The sequence below is a fragment of the Nonomuraea sp. NPDC049646 genome (assembly GCF_044465525.1).
Lineage (GTDB): Bacteria > Actinomycetota > Actinomycetes > Streptosporangiales > Streptosporangiaceae > Nonomuraea.
On record NZ_JBITLU010000005.1, the window covers coordinates 246734 to 265852 of the forward strand.

20 protein-coding genes, 1 tRNA gene and 1 pseudogene are annotated in these 19119 nt (G+C 71.3%); 3 read left to right on the forward strand and 19 right to left on the reverse strand.

Annotated features, from left to right (window positions below; genetic code table 11):
* Positions 1–97: 97 nt before the first annotated feature.
* The 3 genes from ACIBQ8_RS16725 to ACIBQ8_RS16735 all read left to right on the forward strand — a co-directional run bounded on the left by ACIBQ8_RS16725 (position 98) and on the right by ACIBQ8_RS16735 (position 3849).
* On the forward strand, positions 98–1081 hold the full coding sequence (locus ACIBQ8_RS16725) for an SGNH/GDSL hydrolase family protein (RefSeq protein WP_397192337.1): 984 nt from the start codon (positions 98–100) through the stop codon (positions 1079–1081).
* A 147-nt stretch (positions 1082–1228) separates the two neighbouring features.
* On the forward strand, positions 1229–2557 hold the full coding sequence (locus ACIBQ8_RS16730) for a PQQ-binding-like beta-propeller repeat protein (RefSeq protein WP_397176822.1): 1329 nt from the start codon (positions 1229–1231) through the stop codon (positions 2555–2557).
* 74 nt (positions 2558–2631) lie between these two features.
* On the forward strand, positions 2632–3849 hold the full coding sequence (locus ACIBQ8_RS16735) for an acetyl-CoA C-acetyltransferase (protein ID WP_397176820.1): 1218 nt from the start codon (positions 2632–2634) through the stop codon (positions 3847–3849).
* A gap of 63 nt (positions 3850–3912) precedes the next feature.
* Here the strand turns inward: ACIBQ8_RS16735 and ACIBQ8_RS16740 are convergent, their stop codons facing one another.
* The 19 genes and pseudogenes from ACIBQ8_RS16740 to ACIBQ8_RS16830 all read right to left on the reverse strand — a co-directional run.
* Entirely contained in the window at positions 3913–4320 is a 408-nt protein-coding gene (locus tag ACIBQ8_RS16740) for a PPOX class F420-dependent oxidoreductase (RefSeq protein ID WP_397176818.1), read from the reverse strand.
* 56 nt (positions 4321–4376) lie between these two features.
* Complete coding sequence (locus ACIBQ8_RS16745) at positions 4377–4610, reverse strand: DUF4287 domain-containing protein (RefSeq protein ID WP_352323556.1); 234 nt, start codon at positions 4608–4610, stop codon at positions 4377–4379.
* Positions 4611–4769: 159 nt separating this feature from the next.
* The gene (locus ACIBQ8_RS16750; RefSeq protein ID WP_397192338.1) at positions 4770–5561 is read right to left on the reverse strand and encodes a Bax inhibitor-1/YccA family protein; all 792 of its coding nucleotides are present in this window, start codon (positions 5559–5561) and stop codon (positions 4770–4772) included.
* Between the two features lie 366 nt (positions 5562–5927).
* A tRNA-Leu gene (locus ACIBQ8_RS16755) sits at positions 5928–6003 on the reverse strand.
* A gap of 49 nt (positions 6004–6052) precedes the next feature.
* Complete coding sequence (locus tag ACIBQ8_RS16760; RefSeq protein ID WP_357974728.1) at positions 6053–6577, reverse strand: peptide deformylase; 525 nt, start codon at positions 6575–6577, stop codon at positions 6053–6055.
* The gene (locus tag ACIBQ8_RS16765) at positions 6574–7086 is read right to left on the reverse strand and encodes a glycine cleavage system protein R (RefSeq protein WP_397192339.1); all 513 of its coding nucleotides are present in this window, start codon (positions 7084–7086) and stop codon (positions 6574–6576) included. The genes ACIBQ8_RS16760 and ACIBQ8_RS16765 overlap by 4 nt, the downstream gene beginning before the upstream one ends.
* Positions 7087–7166: 80 nt before the next feature.
* Positions 7167–8483, reverse strand: coding sequence for an NAD(P)/FAD-dependent oxidoreductase (locus ACIBQ8_RS16770; protein ID WP_364337717.1), 1317 nt, complete (start codon positions 8481–8483; stop codon positions 7167–7169).
* A 95-nt stretch (positions 8484–8578) separates the two neighbouring features.
* Entirely contained in the window at positions 8579–9373 is a 795-nt protein-coding gene (locus ACIBQ8_RS16775; RefSeq protein WP_397192340.1) for a uracil-DNA glycosylase, read from the reverse strand.
* Positions 9374–9391: 18 nt separating this feature from the next.
* Entirely contained in the window at positions 9392–10324 is a 933-nt protein-coding gene (locus ACIBQ8_RS16780) for a hypothetical protein (protein WP_397192341.1), read from the reverse strand.
* The gene (locus tag ACIBQ8_RS16785; protein WP_397176807.1) at positions 10321–10647 is read right to left on the reverse strand and encodes a PadR family transcriptional regulator; all 327 of its coding nucleotides are present in this window, start codon (positions 10645–10647) and stop codon (positions 10321–10323) included. Before ACIBQ8_RS16785 ends, ACIBQ8_RS16780 begins: the two co-directional genes overlap by 4 nt.
* 88 nt (positions 10648–10735) lie before the next feature.
* Entirely contained in the window at positions 10736–12157 is a 1422-nt protein-coding gene (locus ACIBQ8_RS16790; protein ID WP_397176805.1) for a hypothetical protein, read from the reverse strand.
* A gap of 188 nt (positions 12158–12345) precedes the next feature.
* Positions 12346–13293, reverse strand: coding sequence for an exopolyphosphatase (locus ACIBQ8_RS16795; protein WP_397192342.1), 948 nt, complete (start codon positions 13291–13293; stop codon positions 12346–12348).
* A complete protein-coding gene (locus tag ACIBQ8_RS16800) occupies positions 13284–13772 on the reverse strand; it encodes a DUF501 domain-containing protein (RefSeq protein WP_352323567.1) in 489 nt (162 codons plus the stop codon). The genes ACIBQ8_RS16795 and ACIBQ8_RS16800 overlap by 10 nt, the downstream gene beginning before the upstream one ends.
* Positions 13762–14172 carry a septum formation initiator family protein gene (locus ACIBQ8_RS16805; RefSeq protein WP_352323568.1) on the reverse strand — a complete coding sequence of 137 codons (411 nt, stop codon included), beginning with the start codon at positions 14170–14172 and terminating at the stop codon, positions 13762–13764. The genes ACIBQ8_RS16800 and ACIBQ8_RS16805 overlap by 11 nt, the downstream gene beginning before the upstream one ends.
* 71 nt (positions 14173–14243) lie before the next feature.
* Positions 14244–15521: a phosphopyruvate hydratase gene (gene eno, locus ACIBQ8_RS16810; RefSeq protein WP_397176801.1), complete on the reverse strand. Its 1278-nt coding sequence runs from the start codon at positions 15519–15521 to the stop codon at positions 14244–14246.
* Between the two features lie 99 nt (positions 15522–15620).
* Positions 15621–16619 (reverse strand): WD40 repeat domain-containing protein, encoded by a 999-nt coding sequence (locus ACIBQ8_RS16815; RefSeq protein WP_397192343.1) that lies wholly within the window; start codon positions 16617–16619, stop codon positions 15621–15623.
* 31 nt (positions 16620–16650) lie between these two features.
* Complete coding sequence (locus ACIBQ8_RS16820) at positions 16651–17502, reverse strand: serine/threonine-protein kinase (protein ID WP_397192344.1); 852 nt, start codon at positions 17500–17502, stop codon at positions 16651–16653.
* A gap of 75 nt (positions 17503–17577) precedes the next feature.
* A complete protein-coding gene (locus ACIBQ8_RS16825; protein WP_397176797.1) occupies positions 17578–18510 on the reverse strand; it encodes a MazG family protein in 933 nt (310 codons plus the stop codon).
* Between the two features lie 4 nt (positions 18511–18514).
* Positions 18515–19108, reverse strand: a pseudogene (locus ACIBQ8_RS16830) (SurA N-terminal domain-containing protein); the annotation flags it as partial.
* Positions 19109–19119 lie beyond the last annotated feature (11 nt).

Sequence of the window (19119 nt, forward strand, 5' to 3'; positions counted from 1 at the left end):
GATCAGCTTGCCCGAGGCCGAGATCCAGTGGGGGTGGCAGGCCCTCGGCTAGTTTTCAAGCAAACGCTACCGCCGAGTTCGACCGGGAGGACACTACGTGGTCTGGGCAGCAGGCATGGCACGCGCGGCCAGGCGGATCGCGATGGCGGCGGCGCTCGGAGGTGGCGGGCTCACGGCTCTGGGAGCCACGGCGTACGGCCTGCTGATCGCCGAGGGACTGCTCGCACGTAAGGCCATCGGCCGCCCCCACGGTCTGGACGGACCGCCCTCCGACGGCGTCTACGGCGATTTCCGCGGCAACCCCCTCAAGATGGCCATGCTCGGCGATTCGACCTCGGTGGGCCTCGGCATGACCGATCCCAGCCACACCCCCGCCGTGCTGCTGGCCAACGGCGTGGCGGCGGTGGCCGAGCGGCCGGTGCACCTGCTCGTCGCGGGCAAGTCGGGCGCCCCCTCCGCCGAGCTGCCCGAGCAGGTGGACGCCGCCCTCGCCATGCGCCCGGACGTGGCGGTCATCTTCGTGGGGGCCAACGACATCATCACCCAGACGCCGCCGGCCGTGGCGGTGCGCCATCTGGCCAAGGCGGTGCGGCGGCTGCGCGAGGCGGGCGTCGAGGTGGTCGTCGGCACCTGCCCCGACCTGGGCACGGTGCGGCCCATCGCCCAGCCGCTGCGGTGGGTCACCCGGCGGTGGAGCCGTCAGCTCGCGGCGGCCCAGACCGTCGCCGTGGTCGACGCGGGCGGCCGTACGGTGGCGTTCGCCGACGTCCTGGGACCGGAATTCGATACAAATCCGACAGAAATGTTCGGACCGGATCGTTTCCATCCATCTGACCGAGGTTACGCGCAGGCCGCTTACGCGGTGCTACCGTCGGTGTGCGCTGCGTTGGGGCTGTGGCCTGAGCCGCGGCCCGCGCGGGGCGAAGGACTGCAACCGATCTACCTTGCGGCGGCAACGGCCGCGGAGGAGTCCGGCACCGAGGTCACCGCGACCCGGGTCGACGGGCGGGCGACGGGGCTCCACGGCAAGTGGGCCACGCTGTTCCGCCGGCGGCTCGGCGAGACGCCTACCGACGCGTGAGCGCGCCCGGCGGGCGGCTCGACGATCCCACCGACGCGTGATCCCCGCGCGCCGGGGGTTCGACGACGCCTGATCCGGTCACCCTCCGAGCCTTAGCCGTCACTCCTCGTCCTCTTTTGGAGTGAATTGCCTGTGCTCCGGCCCCTCATGAAACCTTCCCTGGCCCTCGCGGGGACCCTCGCCCTGACCGCCTGCTCCGGCAGCGACGCCGCCACGGCGAACTTCCCCTCCTGGCAGAACACCCAGGTCAACGCGGTCAGCCGGATCGTGTCCGCGGCCGGTGTGGTCACCACCACCTCCATGAAGCCCGACGGCACGCTGGAGACCGTGGCGCTCGGCCTCGAAGACGGCCGGCGCCTGTGGGCGTACCCGGCCACCATGGCGGGCCGCCTGCCCGGCATGGGCGTCTCCGCCCCCGCGGTCGTGGAGACGGCCAAGGGCCAGGGGGTGGTCGTGGCCCTCGACCCGGCGAAGAAGGGCCGCTGGAACGCCACCCTCATCGCCCGCGACGCCCGCTCCGGGGCGCAGAAGTGGGCCAGGCCCATGCACTCCACGTTCGGGCCCCAGCGCTGCGGCCCCTACCTGTGCGTGTCCGAGCACACCGCCCTGACCCACGCCCGGATGGTCGTGCTCGACCCGGCGACCGGCCGGGTGATGTGGCGGCTGCCCGGCATCTCCGAGGTCGAGTGGTCCGACCCGGAACGGGTCCTGCTGCTGCGCCTGGCCGCCAACCCCATGATCGAGTCCTACGACGTCAAGACCGGCAAGCTGCAGTGGCAGCAGCCGATCGAGCAGGCGCTCGGGCCCGGCATCGACCTGTCGGGCGGGTGGGCGTTCGGCTCGACCGGCGACAACCTGGTCGGCTACGTCGCCCCCTACACCAACCCCCAGACGAAGAAGGTCTCCACCTTCGGGCTGTTCTCCATCAGGATCAGCGACGGCACGGTCAACTGGATGCGTCCCTCGGTCGTGCGCGTCTATCCCAGCGGCAGCCCCGGCTACGCGCCCGTCGTCCGCCCGGTCGACCGCCAGGGCGCCTACGGCGGCTTCGCCAGGCTCGACTCCGAGACCGGCCGGGTGGTCGGCCAGATCACCGCCTCCGACGTCCCCGGCTCGGGCTGGTGGCTGGCCTTCCCCGACCGCATGGACAAACTGGGCTTCCTCAAGCACGACGCCAAGGGCAGCGCCTTCGACCTGGCCTCGGGCAAGCCCGCGCAGGTGGGCGAGGAGCGGGGCTGGTCCTTCTGCGTCACCGACCCCAAGCCGCTGCCGCTGCGCGGCCAGGCCCCCGGCTTCTACTCCACGGCCGCCATCTGCGAGTACGACCTGGGCACCGGCACCCGCGTCTCCCCCATGAACGCGCCGCCGCCCTGGTTCACCGGCAGCCAGGACGGCTGGCGCCTGTGGCGCGACGAGAAGGGCGCCGTGCACGCCGTCAACGACCACACCGCCACCGCCCCCGGCATGTACGGCTGACGCGGGCCCCCGGGGCGCTTGCGAGGAGGACTGGAATATAGTTCTAATATCAGCGCCGGACACAAGGAGGGGCCATGCCCGAGGCAGTCATCGTCGCAACCGCGCGTTCCCCGATCGGACGAGCCTTCAAGGGGTCGCTCAAGGACATCCGTCCCGACGATCTGACCGTACAGATGATCCAGGCGGCGCTGGCCAAGGTGCCCCAGCTCGACCCGACCACGATCGACGACATCATGCTCGGCTGTGGCCTGCCGGGCGGCGAGCAGGGCTTCAACATGGCCCGGGTGGTGGCGGTGCTGCTCGGGCTCGACACCGTGCCGGGCACGACGGTCACGCGCTACTGCTCCTCCTCGCTGCAGACCACGCGGATGGCCTTCCACGCGATCAAGGCGGGCGAGGGCGACGTGTTCGTCTCGGCCGGCGTCGAGACCGTCTCCCGCTTCGCCAAGGGCAACTCCGACTCGCTGCCCGACACCCACAACCCGCTCTTCCTCGACGCGACGGCCCGCACCAAGCAGTTCGCCGAGGGCGGCCACACCTGGCACGACCCCCGCCAGGACGGCGCCGTCCCCGACATCTACATCGCCATGGGGCAGACCGCCGAGAACCTGGCCCAGCTCAAGGGCGTCAGCCGCCGCGAGCAGGACGAGTTCGGCGTGCGCTCCCAGAACCTGGCCGAGAAGGCGCTGGCCGACGGGTTCTGGCAGAAGGACATCACCCCCGTCACGCTCCCCGACGGCACCGTGGTCAGCAAGGACGACGGCCCCCGGGCCGGCACCACGTACGAGGGGGTGGCCGGGCTCAAGCCGGTCTTCCGCCCCGACGGCACGGTCACCGCGGGCAACTGCTGCCCGCTCAACGACGGCGCGGCGGCCCTGGTCATCATGAGCGACGTCAAGGCGGCCGAGCTGGGCATCACGCCGCTGGCCCGGATCGTCAGCACCGGCGTCAGCGGGCTCTCGCCCGAGATCATGGGCCTCGGGCCGGTGGAGGCCTCCAAGCAGGCGCTGTCCCGGGCCGGGATGGCGATCGAGGACATCGACCTCGTGGAGATCAACGAGGCGTTCGCGGCGCAGGTGATCCCGTCGTACCAGGATCTCGGGATCGAGCTCGACCGGCTCAACGTCAACGGCGGCGCCATCGCCGTCGGGCACCCGTTCGGCATGACCGGGGCGCGCATCACCTCGACGCTGATCAACAGCCTGCGCCACCACGACAAGAGCCTCGGCCTTGAGACGATGTGCGTGGGCGGCGGCCAGGGCATGGCGATGGTGCTGGAGCGCCTGTCCTAGATCGTGCTCGGCGGCCCCGCACCCGGCCTTCCCGGCCGTGCGGGGCCGTTCGCGTCCCGGGGGTCAGCCCCGGCGGTCGGGGCCGGCCTGGAGCGGGGTGACGCGGACGATGACGCGCCGGTCCCTGACCATGGCCTCGCGGTAGTCGTCCCAGTCGGGGTGTTCGCCGGAGATGTCCCGGTAGTAGGCGACGAGCTGGTCCATCGCCTCCGGCAGGGAGACGATCTCGGCCGTGCCGTCGACCTGGAGCCACTCGCCGTAAAAGCCGTCGGCCAGCACGCAGAGCGAGACGCGCGGATCCCGGCGGATGTTGTGCACCTTCATCGCCGTCTCGCGGGTGCTGATGACGATGTGCCCGCCGGCCACGCCCGCCAGCACCGGCGACATCTGCGGGTGCCCTCCGCGACGGCTGGTGAGCAGGACTGCGTGGTGGTTGGTCTCGATGAAGCCGAGCGCCTTGTCCAGATCCATGTGTTCATGATGCCGCGCCCGTACCAGGAGCACGGGCGCGGGGATGGGGAAGGGCTCTACATCAAGCCCATTCGGGTACGGCGGTGCCGCTCGTGCTCCAGCACGATCGCGGCGGCGTAGCCGTGGGTCAGCCCGTGCTCGTCGGCGAGCCAGTTGGCCCGTTCGTCGCACCTCAGGAAGGATGGGCCGTTGTCGATGGCTTGGAACCACTCGGGGAGTTCGCGTCCCGTTATCGTGGGGACCCTTGCGATGAGCTTCGTCTGCGTCTCCGGTGAGTGGTTCAAGGACATGGGCACCTCCGCGGATTAAGGTCCTTTGCTCGACACTGCAACACCGCGCTGCGAATGGCAACCCCCCGGCCAGGCATCATTCTGTGACGGCAGGTAGATTTCCGGTCGCACAAAGAGAGGGCCCCGCCGGTTACGGCGAGGCCCCCAGGAGATGAACGATCAGTCGTCGCCGGTGAAATAGCTGATGAGGCGGAGCACCTCAAGGTAGATCCAGACCAGGCTCAGCATGAGACCGAACGCGCACTGCCAGGCGAACTTCTCCGGAACGCCCTGACGCACGCCCTGCTCGATCGAGTCGAAGTCGAGGAGCAGGAAGAAGCAGCCGATCAGGATCATGACGATGCTGAAGACGTAGCCGAGCGGGCTGTCGGTGCGCAGGCCGAGCCCGACGCCGTTGAAGATGCCGACGAGCAGGTTGACCAGCACCAGCCCGACCACCGCGATGGCGGCCGCCATGCCGTACTTGACCAGCTTGGGCGTGACGCGGACGACCCGCAGCGAGTAGACGGTCAGCACCGCGCCGAAGGCGAAGGCCGTGCCGAGCACCGCCTGGAAGACGATGCCGCTGATGGCGCCCTCGAACAGCTGGCTGATCTTGCCGAGGAAGATTCCCTCGAACACCGCGTAGCCCAGGATGAGCGCCGGGTTGGTGCTCTGGGTGAACGAGGCGATCAGGCCGAGGATGAGGGCCACGACAGCGGCGCCGACGGCCACCATCGGGGGGACGTCGAGCACCCACGTCGCGGCGGCGGCCACGACGAGCGCTCCGAGGGTGAGGAAGCCCCGGACGACGACGTCGTCGAGGGTCATCGCCCGGTAGGCGGGCGGGGCCGGGGGTGCGTACGACGGGGCGTCGTACATGTTCCGCAGGGTGTCGGGTGACGGGGCCGGGCCGGCCCAACCCGCGCGCTGCTGGCGCGCCCTGCCGAATACGGGGTTCTTGCTCTCCATCGCTGCCTCCTGTGGCGCCGAGCCTACGGGGCCTGGCGGCACCTAGGTCAACTCACGCTCAGATCGAAGTTCGTCGGGGGGACTTCGGCAGCGAGGACAACGAACGTGACCTCGCACGAGTTCCCGGCCCCCGGACGGCCGTCCGAGGGCAGGCGGCCGGGCGGCGAGTAACTGCTCCGCCACCAATGGAAACTGGGTTCTGTTGGGTTTCGTGATGAAAACGGAATCTTCCCGATGCCTTCCCCCACCGGGTCTTCCCGGCAAACGACTGGAAGCATTGTGTGACGGGTTGACAGCAGTAGTGAACCACCGGATGCGACAAGACGCTTCACTCGGAGAAAACCCCAGGTCGGGGACACTTAAGAATGGTGCCCCCGGCGGGATTCGAACCCGCACTACAACCCTTTTAAGGGGTTTGCCTCTGCCATTGGGCTACGGGGGCGCCGCAATCATACGAAACGGACCATGCTTCCGAGGAGCACAACTTCGCATCAGGCGTCACAACTGTGAAGTCTGCGGTGAAGTGATAGCGCCCCTGGCACTCTGTCCAAGAAGAGTAGACCGTCCAGATGGTCCAGTTGGTGCTGAATGCAGCGGGCTTCGAAGGCGTCCGCCTCGATGATGACCGGCTCCCCAGTGCCCGGCAAATGCCCATGTACGGTGATTCGCGTCGCCCGGCGCACGTCCGCCGTGAGCCCCGCGATGGACGCGCACCCCTCGCGCCCGCCGTCCCAGTGGGAGGCGCTCGTGAGCCGAGGGTTGACCAGGACGAGCTCCCCGGCCCACGACCGGGCCCGGGGGTGGGCCCAGGCGTTGAAGGCGATCAGCCGCCACCTCAGGCCGATCTGCGGGGCGGCGAGTCCGGTCATGGCCGTCTCGCCGCGCAAGGTGGCGAGGAGGTCGGCCGCGGCCCGGACGGTCTCCGGGGCCGCCGGATCGACCGGCTCGGCCCTGGCCGACAGCGCCGGGTGCGGCGCGCCGAGCACCTGGCGCGGGGTGCCTCTGGCGCCCGTCACAGCAGGTCCGGCTCGACGGGACGGAAGGTGATCTCCGAGTCGAGCCCGGCGCCGACCGCCGCCAGACGGCGCATGAGGGCGGCGACGTCGACGTCCTTGGGCAGCTCGACGTCGGCGATGAGCACGTAGAGACGGCCGGTGAGCCGGGTGCTCATGCCGGTGATGTTGCCGCCGTCGGCGGCCAGCACGGCGCTGACGGCCGAGATGATGCCCGGCCGGTCGGGGCCGTGCACGGTCAGGACGTAGCCGAGGCCGCCGCCGTCGTCGCAGAAGTGCCGCCGCGCCTCGATCGCCGAGGCGGAGACCACCAGCTCGGGCGCGGTGAGCCGCTTGGTCAGCTCGGCCGGGTCGAGGTCGCCGGAGACCAGCAGCATCATCGCCACGTACCCGCCGAGCAGCGTCATGGTCGAGTCCTGGATGTTCGCGCCGCAGTCGGCCAGCGAACCGGTGACGGCGGCGATCACGCCGGGCCGGTCCACGCCGAGCACGGTCACCGCTGAGAGCCCCACCCGTGGTACCCCTTCCGCATTTCGTCCAGGGGTGCCGAAAACGCCCCGGCGATGCTCGCCGGGGCGCTGCCGTACCTGGGCTAGCGGCGGGTCGTCGCCACCGCGGCCCTGAACCCGTCGCGCGGATGCTCCATCTCACCCAGCGAGATGGTCTCTCGCTTGAAGAACAGGGCCAGGGTCCAGTCGACGACGACTCGGACCTTGCGGTTCAGCGTCGGCACCCGCGACAGATGGTAGGTGCGGTGCATGAACCACGCAGGGAAACCGCGCAGCTTCACGCCATAGACATTGGCGACGCCCTGATGCAGGCCCAATCCGGCGACCGATCCGACGTACTTGTGCCGGTAATCGACCAGTTGCTCCCCACGCAGATGCCGGACGATGTTGTCGGCCAGCACCTTGGCCTGGCGCACGGCGTGCTGGGCGTTGGGGGCGCAGTACTGGCCCGGGTTCGTCACGTCGGGCACCCCGGCCGCGTCGCCGGCGGCGAAGGCGTCGCGGGTGCCGGCGACGGTCAGGGCGGCGGTGGTCTTGATCCGGCCCCGCTCGTCCAGGGGCAGGTCGCTGTCGTTGACGACCGGGCTCGGCTTGACGCCCGCCGTCCACACCAGGGTCTCGGCGTCGAACTCGGTGCCGTCGCTGAGCACGACGTGGCCGCCCTCGCACGACTCCAGCCTGGTGTCCAGCTTGACCTCGATGCCGCGCTCGCGCAGCTGCTCCAGCGTCCACTTGCCCATCTCGGGGCCGACCTCGGGCAGCACCCGGTTCGTGGCCTCGACGAGGACCCAGCGCAGGTCGGCGGGGGTGATGTTGCGGTAGTAGCGGGTGGAGTCCTTGGCCATGTCCTCCAGCTCGGCCAGCGCCTCCACGCCCGCGAACCCGGCCCCGACCACGACGAACGTGAGCGCCCTGCGCCGCACCTCGGGATCGACGGTCGACTCGGCCACGTCGAGCAGGTGCAGCACGCGGTTGCGCAGCGCGATGGCCTCGCCGACGGTCTTGAACCCGATGCCGATGTCGGTCAGCCCGGGGATCGGCAGCGTGCGCGAGATCGACCCGGCGGCCATCACGATCACGTCGTAGGCCACCTGGCGCGGCTCGCCCTCGGCGGGCTGGAAGGTGACGACGCGCTCGGCGTGGTCGACCTTGGTGACCGTGCCGTTGAGGATGCGCACCTTGGGAAGGATCCGGCGCAGCGGGGCCACCATGTGCCGGGGCGAGAGGTTGCCCGCCGCCGCCTCCGGCAGGAACGGCTGGTAGGTCATGTAGGACTGGGGGTCGATGATCGTGATGCGCGCCTCGCCGCCGCGCAGCTCGCGGTGGAGCTTGCGCTGCAGCCTGAGCGCGGTGTACAGGCCGACGTACCCGCCGCCGACGATCAAGATGTGCTTGTTCATCCTGAGGCCCCATCCCTCGTGGAATGCTTGTGAAAGCATTCACAAGCTTACGTCGGGCCCTTCCCGAGAGTCCAACCCGGGGATGGTGGGACGCGTCACACCGCCAGTGACCTGGCCCGGAGGAAGACGTCGTCCAGCATCTGGGCGGTGACGCGGCCGGTGAAGGTGTTCTGCTGGCTGGGGTGGTAGCAGCCGATCAGGGTGACGGGGGCGGCGTCGTGCCGGACCTCGACCTCGACGCCGTGGCCGAACTTGGGGCGGGTGCGCGGCAGGTCGTAGCCGGCGTCCTTGAGCGCGGGCCACATGGCCTGCCAGGCGAACCCGCCGAGCGCCACCACCGCCCGCACGCTGCCGGCCACCATCGCCACCTCGCGCGCCATCCACGGGAAGCAGGCGGCCTTCTCCTCCGGCGTGGGCTTGTTGGCCGGAGGCGCGCAGCGCACCGACGCCACCACCCTGGTGTCGATGAGCTCCTGGCCGTCGCCGGCGTACGTGCTGGTCGCCTTGGCCGCCAGGCCGCAGCGGTGGAGCGAGGCGAACAGCCAGTCGCCGCTGCGGTCGCCGGTGAAGATGCGGCCCGTCCTGTTGCCCCCGTGGGCCGCCGGCGCCAGGCCGACCAGCAGCACCTTCGGCCGCTCGGCCCCCCACCCGGGGACGGGACGGCCCCAGTACGTCTCGTCCGCGAACGCGCGCCGCCGCACGCGCGCGACCTCCTCGCGCCACTCCACCAGGCGCGGGCAGGCGCGGCAGACGGACTGCGCGGCCGTGAGCTCCGCGAGGGTGCCGGTGGTGGAGGCGAGGCGGCGCACGTCCGCGGGGTCGTGGGCCACCGGGGTGTCAGGGGTGGCGGGGTCGCCGGGCCAGCCGGTGCCGGGTGGTACGAAGCTCATGACACCGATGGTGCCCGATCACTTCGTCCTCCCGGGCACGGGCGCGGTGGCTGTGGCCGTCGCTGTGGCGGTCGGGGCGGGCGTCGCCGAGGGGGCGAGGGGCGCCGTGGAGGCCGTCGGGCAGGCGGCGGGCGTGGCCGTGGGCATGCCGTTGTCGGCCATCATCTCCTGCTGCTGGACCAGCGGCAGCGGGTAGCGGTTGAGCACCGGCTCGCCGCACGACCGGTCGACCGCGTAGCCGTGGCTCTCGGGGTCGACCGTGATCGGCTTGCCGTCCTGGTCGTAGAGGTAGACGTCGGTCAGCGGGCTGCCGTCCTTGGCGTACGGCTTGATGTTGTAGACGTCGAGGCCGTCTCCGACCAGCATCACGTCGGCCGGCGCCGCCATCGCGACCTGCTGGTCGTCGCGGTCGGAGGCCGCCGCCATGCCGGCGAGCAGCGCCAGCGCCGCCAGCACGTTGACGCCCGTGGCCAGCAGCGCGGCGAAGCGCCCGCCGCGGGCCCGGCCGAACCACACCGAGACCCACACGGCCACCGCCACGAGCGCCCACTCCGCCAGGTTCCCCGGGACGACGCCGCCGCCCGCCGTGATCGCCAGCAGCAGCATGGCCAGCAGGTAGCCGCGCAGCACCCACCAGCCGGGCCGCAGCTCGGGCAGGAAGGCCACCAGGCTCCGGTACGGCTTGTGCCGCAGCAGCCCGGCATGCGCCCGCGCCGCCCACACGCGCGGCCGCGGACGGCGGCTCCGGCCGCTCTGGGGACGCCCTCCGTAGGCCGCCACCAGCTCCTCCGCGTACGCGGCGGGCGGCCCGAGCCGATCCTCCAGCGGCAGGTCGGACTCGGCCGCGATCTCGGCCAGATGGTCGTCGAGGTCCTCGATCAGCTCCTCGCGGTCGGGGTGACCGGCCAGGGCGTCGCGGACGGCCTGCGCGTACTGTTCCGGCGTGGTCATGCGTGGCCCTCCTTGAGCAGGGAATCCATGGTGGCCGCGAACGTCGTCCACCGCTTGGCGGAGGTGGCGTACAGGGTGCGGCCGACCTCGTTGAGCCCGTAGTACTTGCGGTGGGGGCCCTCGTCGGAGGCCACGACGTAGGAGTTGAGCGCGCCGGCCTTGAACAGGCGGCGCAGCGTGCCGTAGACGGAGGCGTCGCCCACCTCTTCCAGGCCCGCCTCCCTGAGCCGGCGCACGACGTCGTAGCCGTAGCCGTCGCGCTCGGCGAGCACGGCCAGGACGGCCAGATCGAGCACGCCCTTGAGCAACTGGCTGCTATCCACGCGAAGCAGAGTACTGTGCAATGCACAGTAGTAGCAACAAGAGAACCGGGCGGCTCCCCTGAGGGTGCCGCCCGGTCACATGATCAGCTTAGGCGTCGGCCTTGGGGCAGGTCGCCGAGTAGTTGGCGACGCCCGACGAGGCGGCGTTCGGGCTGACGACGACGAGCTCGATGGTGCCCTTCGTCTCCTTGCTGTCGTGCGTGCCACCGACGCCCCAGGTCACGGCGAGGTCGCCGTTGACCTGACGCTCAAGGACGTTGACGTCCTTGACGCCGTTGACCACCCAGTAGTACTTGACGGTGGTCGGGCCGGTGCTGTGCAGGGTGGCCGAGAAGTCCACGCCGGGACCACGGTTGTCCTTGCACATGTCGTTGCGGGTGCCGGAGACCGACACGGCCGACACGGACGCGGTGGGCTTGGGAGCCTCGCACGCCGCGTACGACTGCGTGATCGAGTCGCTGTTGTTCGGCCCGGTGACCGTCAGGGTGATCTTGCCACCCTTGGCCGCCTCGCCGGTCAGCGCCCGCTCGGGGAGCTCGACGGTCTTGGAGCCGCTGCCCGTGAACAGGCTCTCGCCCTTGAGCACGGACTCGCCGTTGACCGCCCAGGTGTACTGGACGCGCGCGGCGCCGGTCGCGTTGATCGCGGCGTGCGCGCCGACCTTGCACCCGTTGTGGTTGGTGGCCGTCACCAGGTCGGTGGCCGACACCTTCGCAGCGGGAGCGGGGGTCGAGTCCTTGCACCACACCTTGTAGTAGGCGCGGTTGGACAGCGCGTCGTCGGGGCCGACGATCTCCAGCTGCGCCCAGCCACGCTGGCTGTGACGCGGGGAGATGCCGAAGCCGACCTTGCGCTTGTTCCAGACCTTGACCTTGCCGTGGTCGACGACCTCGCCGTTCAGGATCCAGCGGTAGCGGACCCAGCTCGGGTGGTTGACGCTGATCAGACCGGTGAAGTCGATCTTGTCACCCGGGGTGCAGGGGCCCTCGTAGGACGACGGGCTGGCCCAGGCGCGAGCCGAGACCGACACGTCCTTGTCCGTACGGACGCCGCCGAGGTCGACACACGAGACCGAGAAGTAGCCCTTCTTGGACGTGACCTTCTTCGGACCGAGGACCTGGACGGCCTCCCAGCCCTTGACGTCACCCTTGAAGGTCACCGACTCCTTGACGGTGACCGACTTGGTGCCGTGGCCCTTGAGCTTGACAACCTGGACCTTGCCCTTGGACCCGTCACCGTGGAGCCAGCGGTAGGCGAGCTCGGTCTTGCCCTTGACCGGGACCTTGATCTTGGCCGAGAAGTTGACCTTGACCGGGCAGGAACCCTGGTAGTCCTGGTCGGCGGCCTTCGGTGCGGTGACCGAGACCTTGGAGGACTTGGCCGCGGTGGCCGTGCCGGCCTTGCCGGCCGCGGCCGAGGTCGCCGCCTGAGCGGGGCTGGCGACCAGGCCCGCTGCCATGGCGGCCAGCACGGCGGCGGAGGCGCCGAACGCCGCCGCCTTACGTGCCAACCCAACAGACATCATGTGAGAGTGCTCCATTCCGTGAGGGAAAAGACGCGCTCGGGAACGGTCGCCACGCCGGCACCTTCCGTGCACAGCAATATGGCAAAGCCCCCGTTTTGCGCCTTTACCTAATCACAATAGTGATTGCACGCTCAACACGGGTCTTAGATCGGAAATGTCCGGATTTGGCTATCTCAGCGGGCGAGGGACCAGGCGATTCCGTCCAAGATGTCGTGTTCGCTGACGACGACCTGCGCAAACGCGAAACGGCGCACGATCCGGTCAAGAATTAGCGCACCGGCGCCAATCACGTCAACACGCCCAGGATGCATCACCGGAACCTGCGCGCGATCACCATGGGTCATCGCGAGCAGCCGCCGCGTCACCTCGTGGACCTCTTCGGCGGTGATCCTGGAGTGGTGGATGCGCTCGGAGTCGTAGGCCGGCAGGTCGAGCGCGATGCCCGCGATCGTGGTCACCGAGCCCGCCAGGCCGACCAGCGTGTGCGCCCGCTCGACGGGCACCGCCTCCTCGACCCGGTCGAGAGCCGCCTCGATGTCGGCGACGACGGCCTCCAGCGCCGGGGCCGGCGGCGGGTCGCCGGCGTCCTTCAGGTGGCGTTCGGTCAGCCGGACGCAGCCGATGTCCACCGAGAGCGCGGCCTCGGCGTGCTCGGAGCCGACCACGAACTCCGTGGAACCGCCGCCGATGTCCACCACCAGGTAGGGCGGCAGCGGGCCCTGCGGCATCTCCGTCTCCGGCGAGATGCGCAGCAGGCCCCTGGTCGCCCCCGTGAACGACAACTCGGCCTCCTCCGCCCCCGTCGCGACCTCGGGCGGCACGCCGAAGATCTCGCGGACGCCGTCGGCGAACTCCTGCCGGTTGCCCGCGTCGCGGGTCGCGCTCGTGGCCACCACCCTGGTCGCGACCGCGCCGTGCCGGTCGATCAGCTCCCGGTAGGCACGCATCGCCTTGAACGTGCGCTCCAGCGCGTCGGGCGCCAGCATGCCGGTGCGGTCGACCCCCTGCCCCAGACGGACGATCTCCATCCGCCGCTCGACGTCGTGCAGCGTGTCGTCGCGGACGTCGGCGATGAGCAGGCGCACCGAGTTGGTGCCGCAGTCGATGGCGGCTACACGCATGGTCCGTCACTCCACCAGTCGGGGAGCGCGTCGAGCGCCTCCCTGCCGAACGGGTTGCTCCCCGGCACCGCCAGCTCGTGCGCCACCAGGGCGTGCAGGCACTTCACCCGCAGCGGCATGCCGCCGGTGCTCTGCATGTCGCGGGGCAGCGGCTCCATGCCCTCGTCGTGGGCCGCCTTGTCGCGCCTGGCGACGTAGTCGTCGTGCGCGGCCTGGTAGGCGGCCGCCAGGTCGGGGTCGCTCGCCAGCCTGGCCTGCATCTCGCGCATCAGGCCGGAGCCTTCGAGCGTGCCGATGGCCGAGGCGGCCTTGGGGCAGGTCAGGTAGTACAGGGTCGGGAACGGCGACCCGTCGGGCAGCCGCGGCGCGGTCTCCACCACGTCGGGATTTCCGCACGGGCAGCGGTGGGCCACCCCGCGCAGCCCTCTGGGCGGCCGGCCGAGCTGCCGCTGGACCGCCTCGACGTCGTCACTTTCCACTGCTGCTCTCCACCGCTCTGCGGCCCGTGCCCTTGTCGGCGGCCTCCACCGACTCCCACAGCGTCTGGTACCACGGCGGCACCTCGACGGGCTGCTTCACGGCCGTCTGCTCCTTGCCCTGCTCGGGCTCCATCACCACATAGCACTTCTCGCCGGGGCCGCAGAAGTGCAGCCGCTCCTTGGCGGTGCGTTTGATCCAGTTGGGATCGTCGCTCTGCCGGTCGCGGGCCAGCAGCGTCTGCCGCTCGGCCTCGACCCTGGCCTTCTCCGCCTGCAGCTCGGCGATGCTGCGGCGCAGGCTGATGTACTCGCGCACAGGGTAGGCCAGGCTCATCGCGATCGCGCACACCACGACCGCGAGGATGGCGGCCCGCCCGGTCAGCTGCGGCCTCTTCGCCAATGCTGCACACCCCCTTCGACGTACGGCCCGCGGCCGTCAGACCTTCCCAGGCCGCGGACCGTCAGTCGAAACTAGCGCCGGAACCGCGGAAAAGCCGCGCGACCCGCGTAGCGGGCGGCGTCGTCGAGAAGCTCCTCGATGCGCAGCAACTGGTTGTACTTGGCCACGCGGTCGGACCGCGCCGGGGCGCCGGTCTTGATCTGGCCGCAGTTGACCGCCACCGCCAGGTCGGCGATCGTCGTGTCCTCGGTCTCGCCGGAACGGTGGCTCATCATGCACCGGTAGCCGTTGCGGTGGGCCAGGTCGACGGCGTCGAGGGTCTCCGACAGCGTGCCGATCTGGTTGACCTTGACCAGCAGGGCGTTGGCGGTGCCCTCGTTGATGCCGCGCTCCAGCCGCTCGGGGTTGGTGACGAACAGGTCGTCGCCGACGAGCTGCACCTTGTCGCCGAGCGCCTCGGTGATGGCCTTCCAGCCCTCCCAGTCCTCCTCGTCGAGGGGGTCCTCGATGGAGACGAGCGGGTAGTTGGCGACCAGGTCTTCGTAGAAGGCGATGAGCTCCCGCGCCGAGACGCCCTTGCCGTCGATCGTGTAGACGCCGTCCTTGTGGAACTCGGAGGCGGCCACGTCGAGGGCCAGCGCCACGTCTTCGCCCGGCACGTAGCCGGCCCGCTCGATCGCGACCAGGATCAGGTCGAGGGCGTCGCGGTTGGAGGGCAGGTTGGGGGCGAAGCCGCCCTCGTCGCCCAGGCCCGTGGCGTAGCCCTTCTCCTTCAGCACGCCCTTGAGCGCGTGGTAGACCTCGGTGCCCATGCGCACGGCCTCGCGGAACGACTCCGCCCCGATCGGCGCGATCATGAACTCCTGGATGTCGACGTTGGTGTCGGCGTGCGCGCCGCCGTTGAGGATGTTCATCATCGGCACGGGCAGCACGTGGGCGTTGGGGCCGCCGACGTAGCGGAACAGCGGCAGGTCGGCGCTGTCGGCCGCGGCCTTGGCGACGGCGAGCGAGACGCCCAGGATGGCGTTGGCGCCCAGCTTGGCCTTGTTCGGCGTGCGGTCGAGGTCGATCATGATCTGGTCGATGATGCGCTGGTCCTCGGCCTCGACCCCGTTGATCTCCTCGAAGATCTCGTCGGTCACGGCGAGCACGGCCTTCTCCACGCCCTTGCCGCCGTAGCGCTTGCCGCCGTCACGCAGCTCGACCGCCTCGAACTGGCCGGTGGACGCCCCGCTCGGCACGGCGGCGCGGCCGCTGCTGCCGTCGTCGAGCACGACCTCGACCTCGACCGTGGGGTTGCCCCGGGAGTCGAGGATCTCGCGAGCGTAAACGACCTCGATGGTAGCCACGGGTTGCGCTCCTAAATCGAAAGGCAATATGCCATCAGAGCCTATCGGTACCCCGGGCCACCGGTACGGCACGGTCCGACTGCCGGACGCCGGGAGGGGTCAGCCGGTCGGGGACAGGCTCCAGGCCTGGAGGCGGCCGCCCGTCGCGACGACCAGCAGTCCGTCGCCCGCCGCCAGGGCGGTGACCTTCCTGCCCGGCGCGAGCCCGCCCAGCCGCTCGCCGCGGTCGGCGTTCCACACGGTGACCCCGTCGCCGCCGCCGGCGATCATCCGGCGCCCGCCCGCGGACGTGACGCCGGCGCCCGCCGCGCCCGTGCTGAAGCCGCGCACGTAGGCGCCGCTGGCCAGGTCGTACACGGCGGTCGAGCGGCCCGTGGTGACGGCGGCGCGGCCGTCGCCGAGCGCGGCGACCGAGCGCACCTCGCCCTTGCCCTCGCCGAGCAGCCCGCCGGCCGCGCCCACCAGGCCCCGGCCGGTGCCGACGAGGGCCTTGCCGCCGGCCTCGTCCCAGGCCAGGGCGGTGACCGGGCCGGCGGCCTGCCTGGCGCCGGCGACGACGCGGTTGGAGGCCAGGTCGAGCGTCACGACCCGGCCGTCCCGGCAGCCGATCAGCACCGCGGGCTGCTTGCGCCACTGGCCGGGCGCCAGGCGGGCCTCCGACGGGCACACCGCGTGCCACGTGCCGGGTCGGGCGTCGCCGATGCGCCAGCGCCGCACGGCTCCGTCCGTGCCCGTCCAGACCGCCGTCTGCCGGCCGCCCACCGGGACCAGCAGCAGCGAGCGCACCGGCGTGGGGCCGGCGTTCGCCAGCCGGTCGAGCGGCTCGCCGGTACGCGGGTCCCACACCTCGATCGAGTTGCCCGCCCGCTCGGCGTAGACGACGACGGGCGCGCCCTTGTGGTGCCCGATGGCCATCGCCGCCACCCGGGCCCCCGGCTCCGGCCCGAACTCGGGGCCGAGCTCGACGCCGAACGCCCCCGCCTGGCCGCCGTCCTGGCCGCCGGAGGGCAGGCCGGCGTTCCGCCACAGCGCCCCCGCCACCACCCCGACGGCGACCAGCACGCCGACCCCGGCGGCGGCCCACCCCCGCCGCGTCACCGGACGCACGCCGGACGACGCCGCCCGCACCTCACCCGCGCCGGACCGCCCCCGCCCGCTGACGTCCTCGCTGACGCGCCCGCGAACGTGCCCGCGAACGCGCTCGCGGTCGTGCCCGCGGCCGCGCCCCCGCCTCCTTGGCCAGGCACGCCGCGAGCACAGCGCGCAGCGGCTCGGGCACCTCGCGCAGGTCCGGCTCGGCGTGCAGGATCCGGTTCATCACCGCCGGGATCGAGTCCCGGCCGAACAGCGGCTCCCCCGTGGCGGCGAACCCGACGGTGGCCGCCCAGCTGAAGACGTCGGAGGCGGCCGTCGCGCCCTCCCCCGCGATCTGCTCGGGCGACATGTACCCCGGCGTCCCGACGACGCTGCTCGCCGTGGTGGAGACGTCCAGGTCCTTGGCGATGCCGAAGTCGATCACGCGGGGGCCGTCCTGGCCCATCAGCACGTTGCTCGGCTTGAAGTCGCGGTGCACGATGCCCGCGCCGTGGATGGCGGTCAGGGCGGTGATCGTGCCGACCGCCAGCCGGTCGAGCTCGCCGCCGGTCAGCGGGCCGCCGTCGAGGACCAGGTCGTGCAGGGACGGCCCGTCGATGAACTCGCTGACGATGTACGGCCGCCCCTCGGCCAGCCCGCTGCCGTAGATCCGCGCCGTGCGCGCGCCCGCCACCTTGGCGGCGGTCGTGCTCTCCCGCAGGAAGCGGCGGGTGGCCCGCTCGTCGCCCAGCAGGCGCGGATGCAGCACCTTGACGGCCGCGTGGCCGCCGCCCGCGTCACGGCCGAGGAACACCGACCCCTGGCCGCCATCGCCCAGCCGGCCGAGCAGGCGGTAGCCCGCCACCTCCCGCGGCTCCCCCGAGCGCAGCGGTCTCAGCTCCACCACCAGTCCCCCTCGGCTCGCCGGTTCAAGCCCCCGAGGATCCTGGCATTGGGTGACTTCTTCCGACAACCAAGGCGGTCAGGCGTTGGACTCCCACGCGCGTACGCGGTCGCGGTAGGCGCGGGCCGCGGCGCGCAGCTCGGCCTCGGGGTCCAGCCCGGCCTCCTGGGCCCGGCGTACGAGGTCGAACAGCTCGCGGGCCACCCCCTGGCCGATCGCGGCCGCCAGCGCCTCGGGCGCACCGGCCCGCTCGGCCCTGCGCAGCAGCTGGGCGGCCAGCGCGAGCGCGGGCTGGCCCATGGGGACGCCGTCGAGCACCGACGGCTCGCCGCCCTTGGCCGCCCGCTCGGCCGCCTTGATCGCCTCCCAGTTGTCGTTGACCTCGTCCGCGCTCTCGGCCCGCACCGATCCGAACACGTGCGGGTGCCGCCGGACGAGCTTCTCGACGATCCCCGCGGCGACGTCGTCCATGTCGAACGTCTCGGCCACGCGGGCGTGGAAGACCACCTGGAGCAGCAGGTCGCCGAGCTCCTCGCGGAGCGCCGGGTAGTCGCCCTGCTCGATCGTCTCCAGGACCTCGTACGACTCCTCCAGCAGGTACGGCACCAGCGACTCGTGCGTCTGCTTGCGGTCCCACGGGCATTCGGTGCGCAGCCGGTCCATCACCGCGACCAGGTCGAGCACCCGCGAGCCGGGCAGGTCGTACGAACCGGGCACGACCTCGATGAGCGGCGGCTCGTCGAGCGCGATGGCCGCGCGCCCGATCGCGCGCATGAAGTCCTCGTCGTCACCGGCGAGCCAGACCACCCGCTCGCGCACCGCCCGCCTGGACAGCGCGACCGCGTCGGGCACGACGACCTCCGCCTCGATCCCGGCGGCGGCCAGATAGGGGAGCTGCGGGTGACCGGCGGAGCCGGTCAGCACGGGACCCGAGCGCAGCGCCTGCCAGGCCTGGTCGCTCAGCAGGCCCGGCGCGACCCTGGGCGAGGTGGTGACGACGATCAGCGGCATCGGGCTAGCCCTGCTGCGGCTGCGCCTGCTGGGAGGACTTGCCGAACCGGCCCGGATCGACGAAGCCCTGCTGGCTGAACTCGCCGTAACGGGGGCTGTAGACCGGCTTGATGCTCGTCAGCTCCTTGACGAACTTCTCCTGCGCGGCCTGGTCCTGGGCGCCGCCGAGCTGGTTGCGCACCTTGACCGCGCCCAGCTCCGCGCGCAGGTAGCCACGCGCGTCGGCCGGGCTGACGCCCCTGGCGATCAGGTTGATCTCGGGCGACTGGTACTGGCCCGGGTCCTTGAGCGCGTTGTCGATCTCGCTCTCGCTGACCTGCACGTTGTGCTTGGCCGCGAGCTGCCTGAACGCGCTCTCGTTCGCCATCCGGTAGAGCACGAACTGGGTGACGGGCACCCCGAGCTGCTCGGCCGAGACGTTGGCGCGCTTGAGTGCGGCCTCGTACTCCTGAACGTTCCTGGTCAGGTCGCGGGCCGAGATGCGCTCGCTCCCGACCACGGCCGCTGCTCCGGCCTCCATGGGCGAAGAGCAGGCGGTCAGCGCGGCGAGTCCTACCGCGCCGGCGGCCACAGCCACTCGAATCGACTTCACATGCGTCCCTTTCCGAA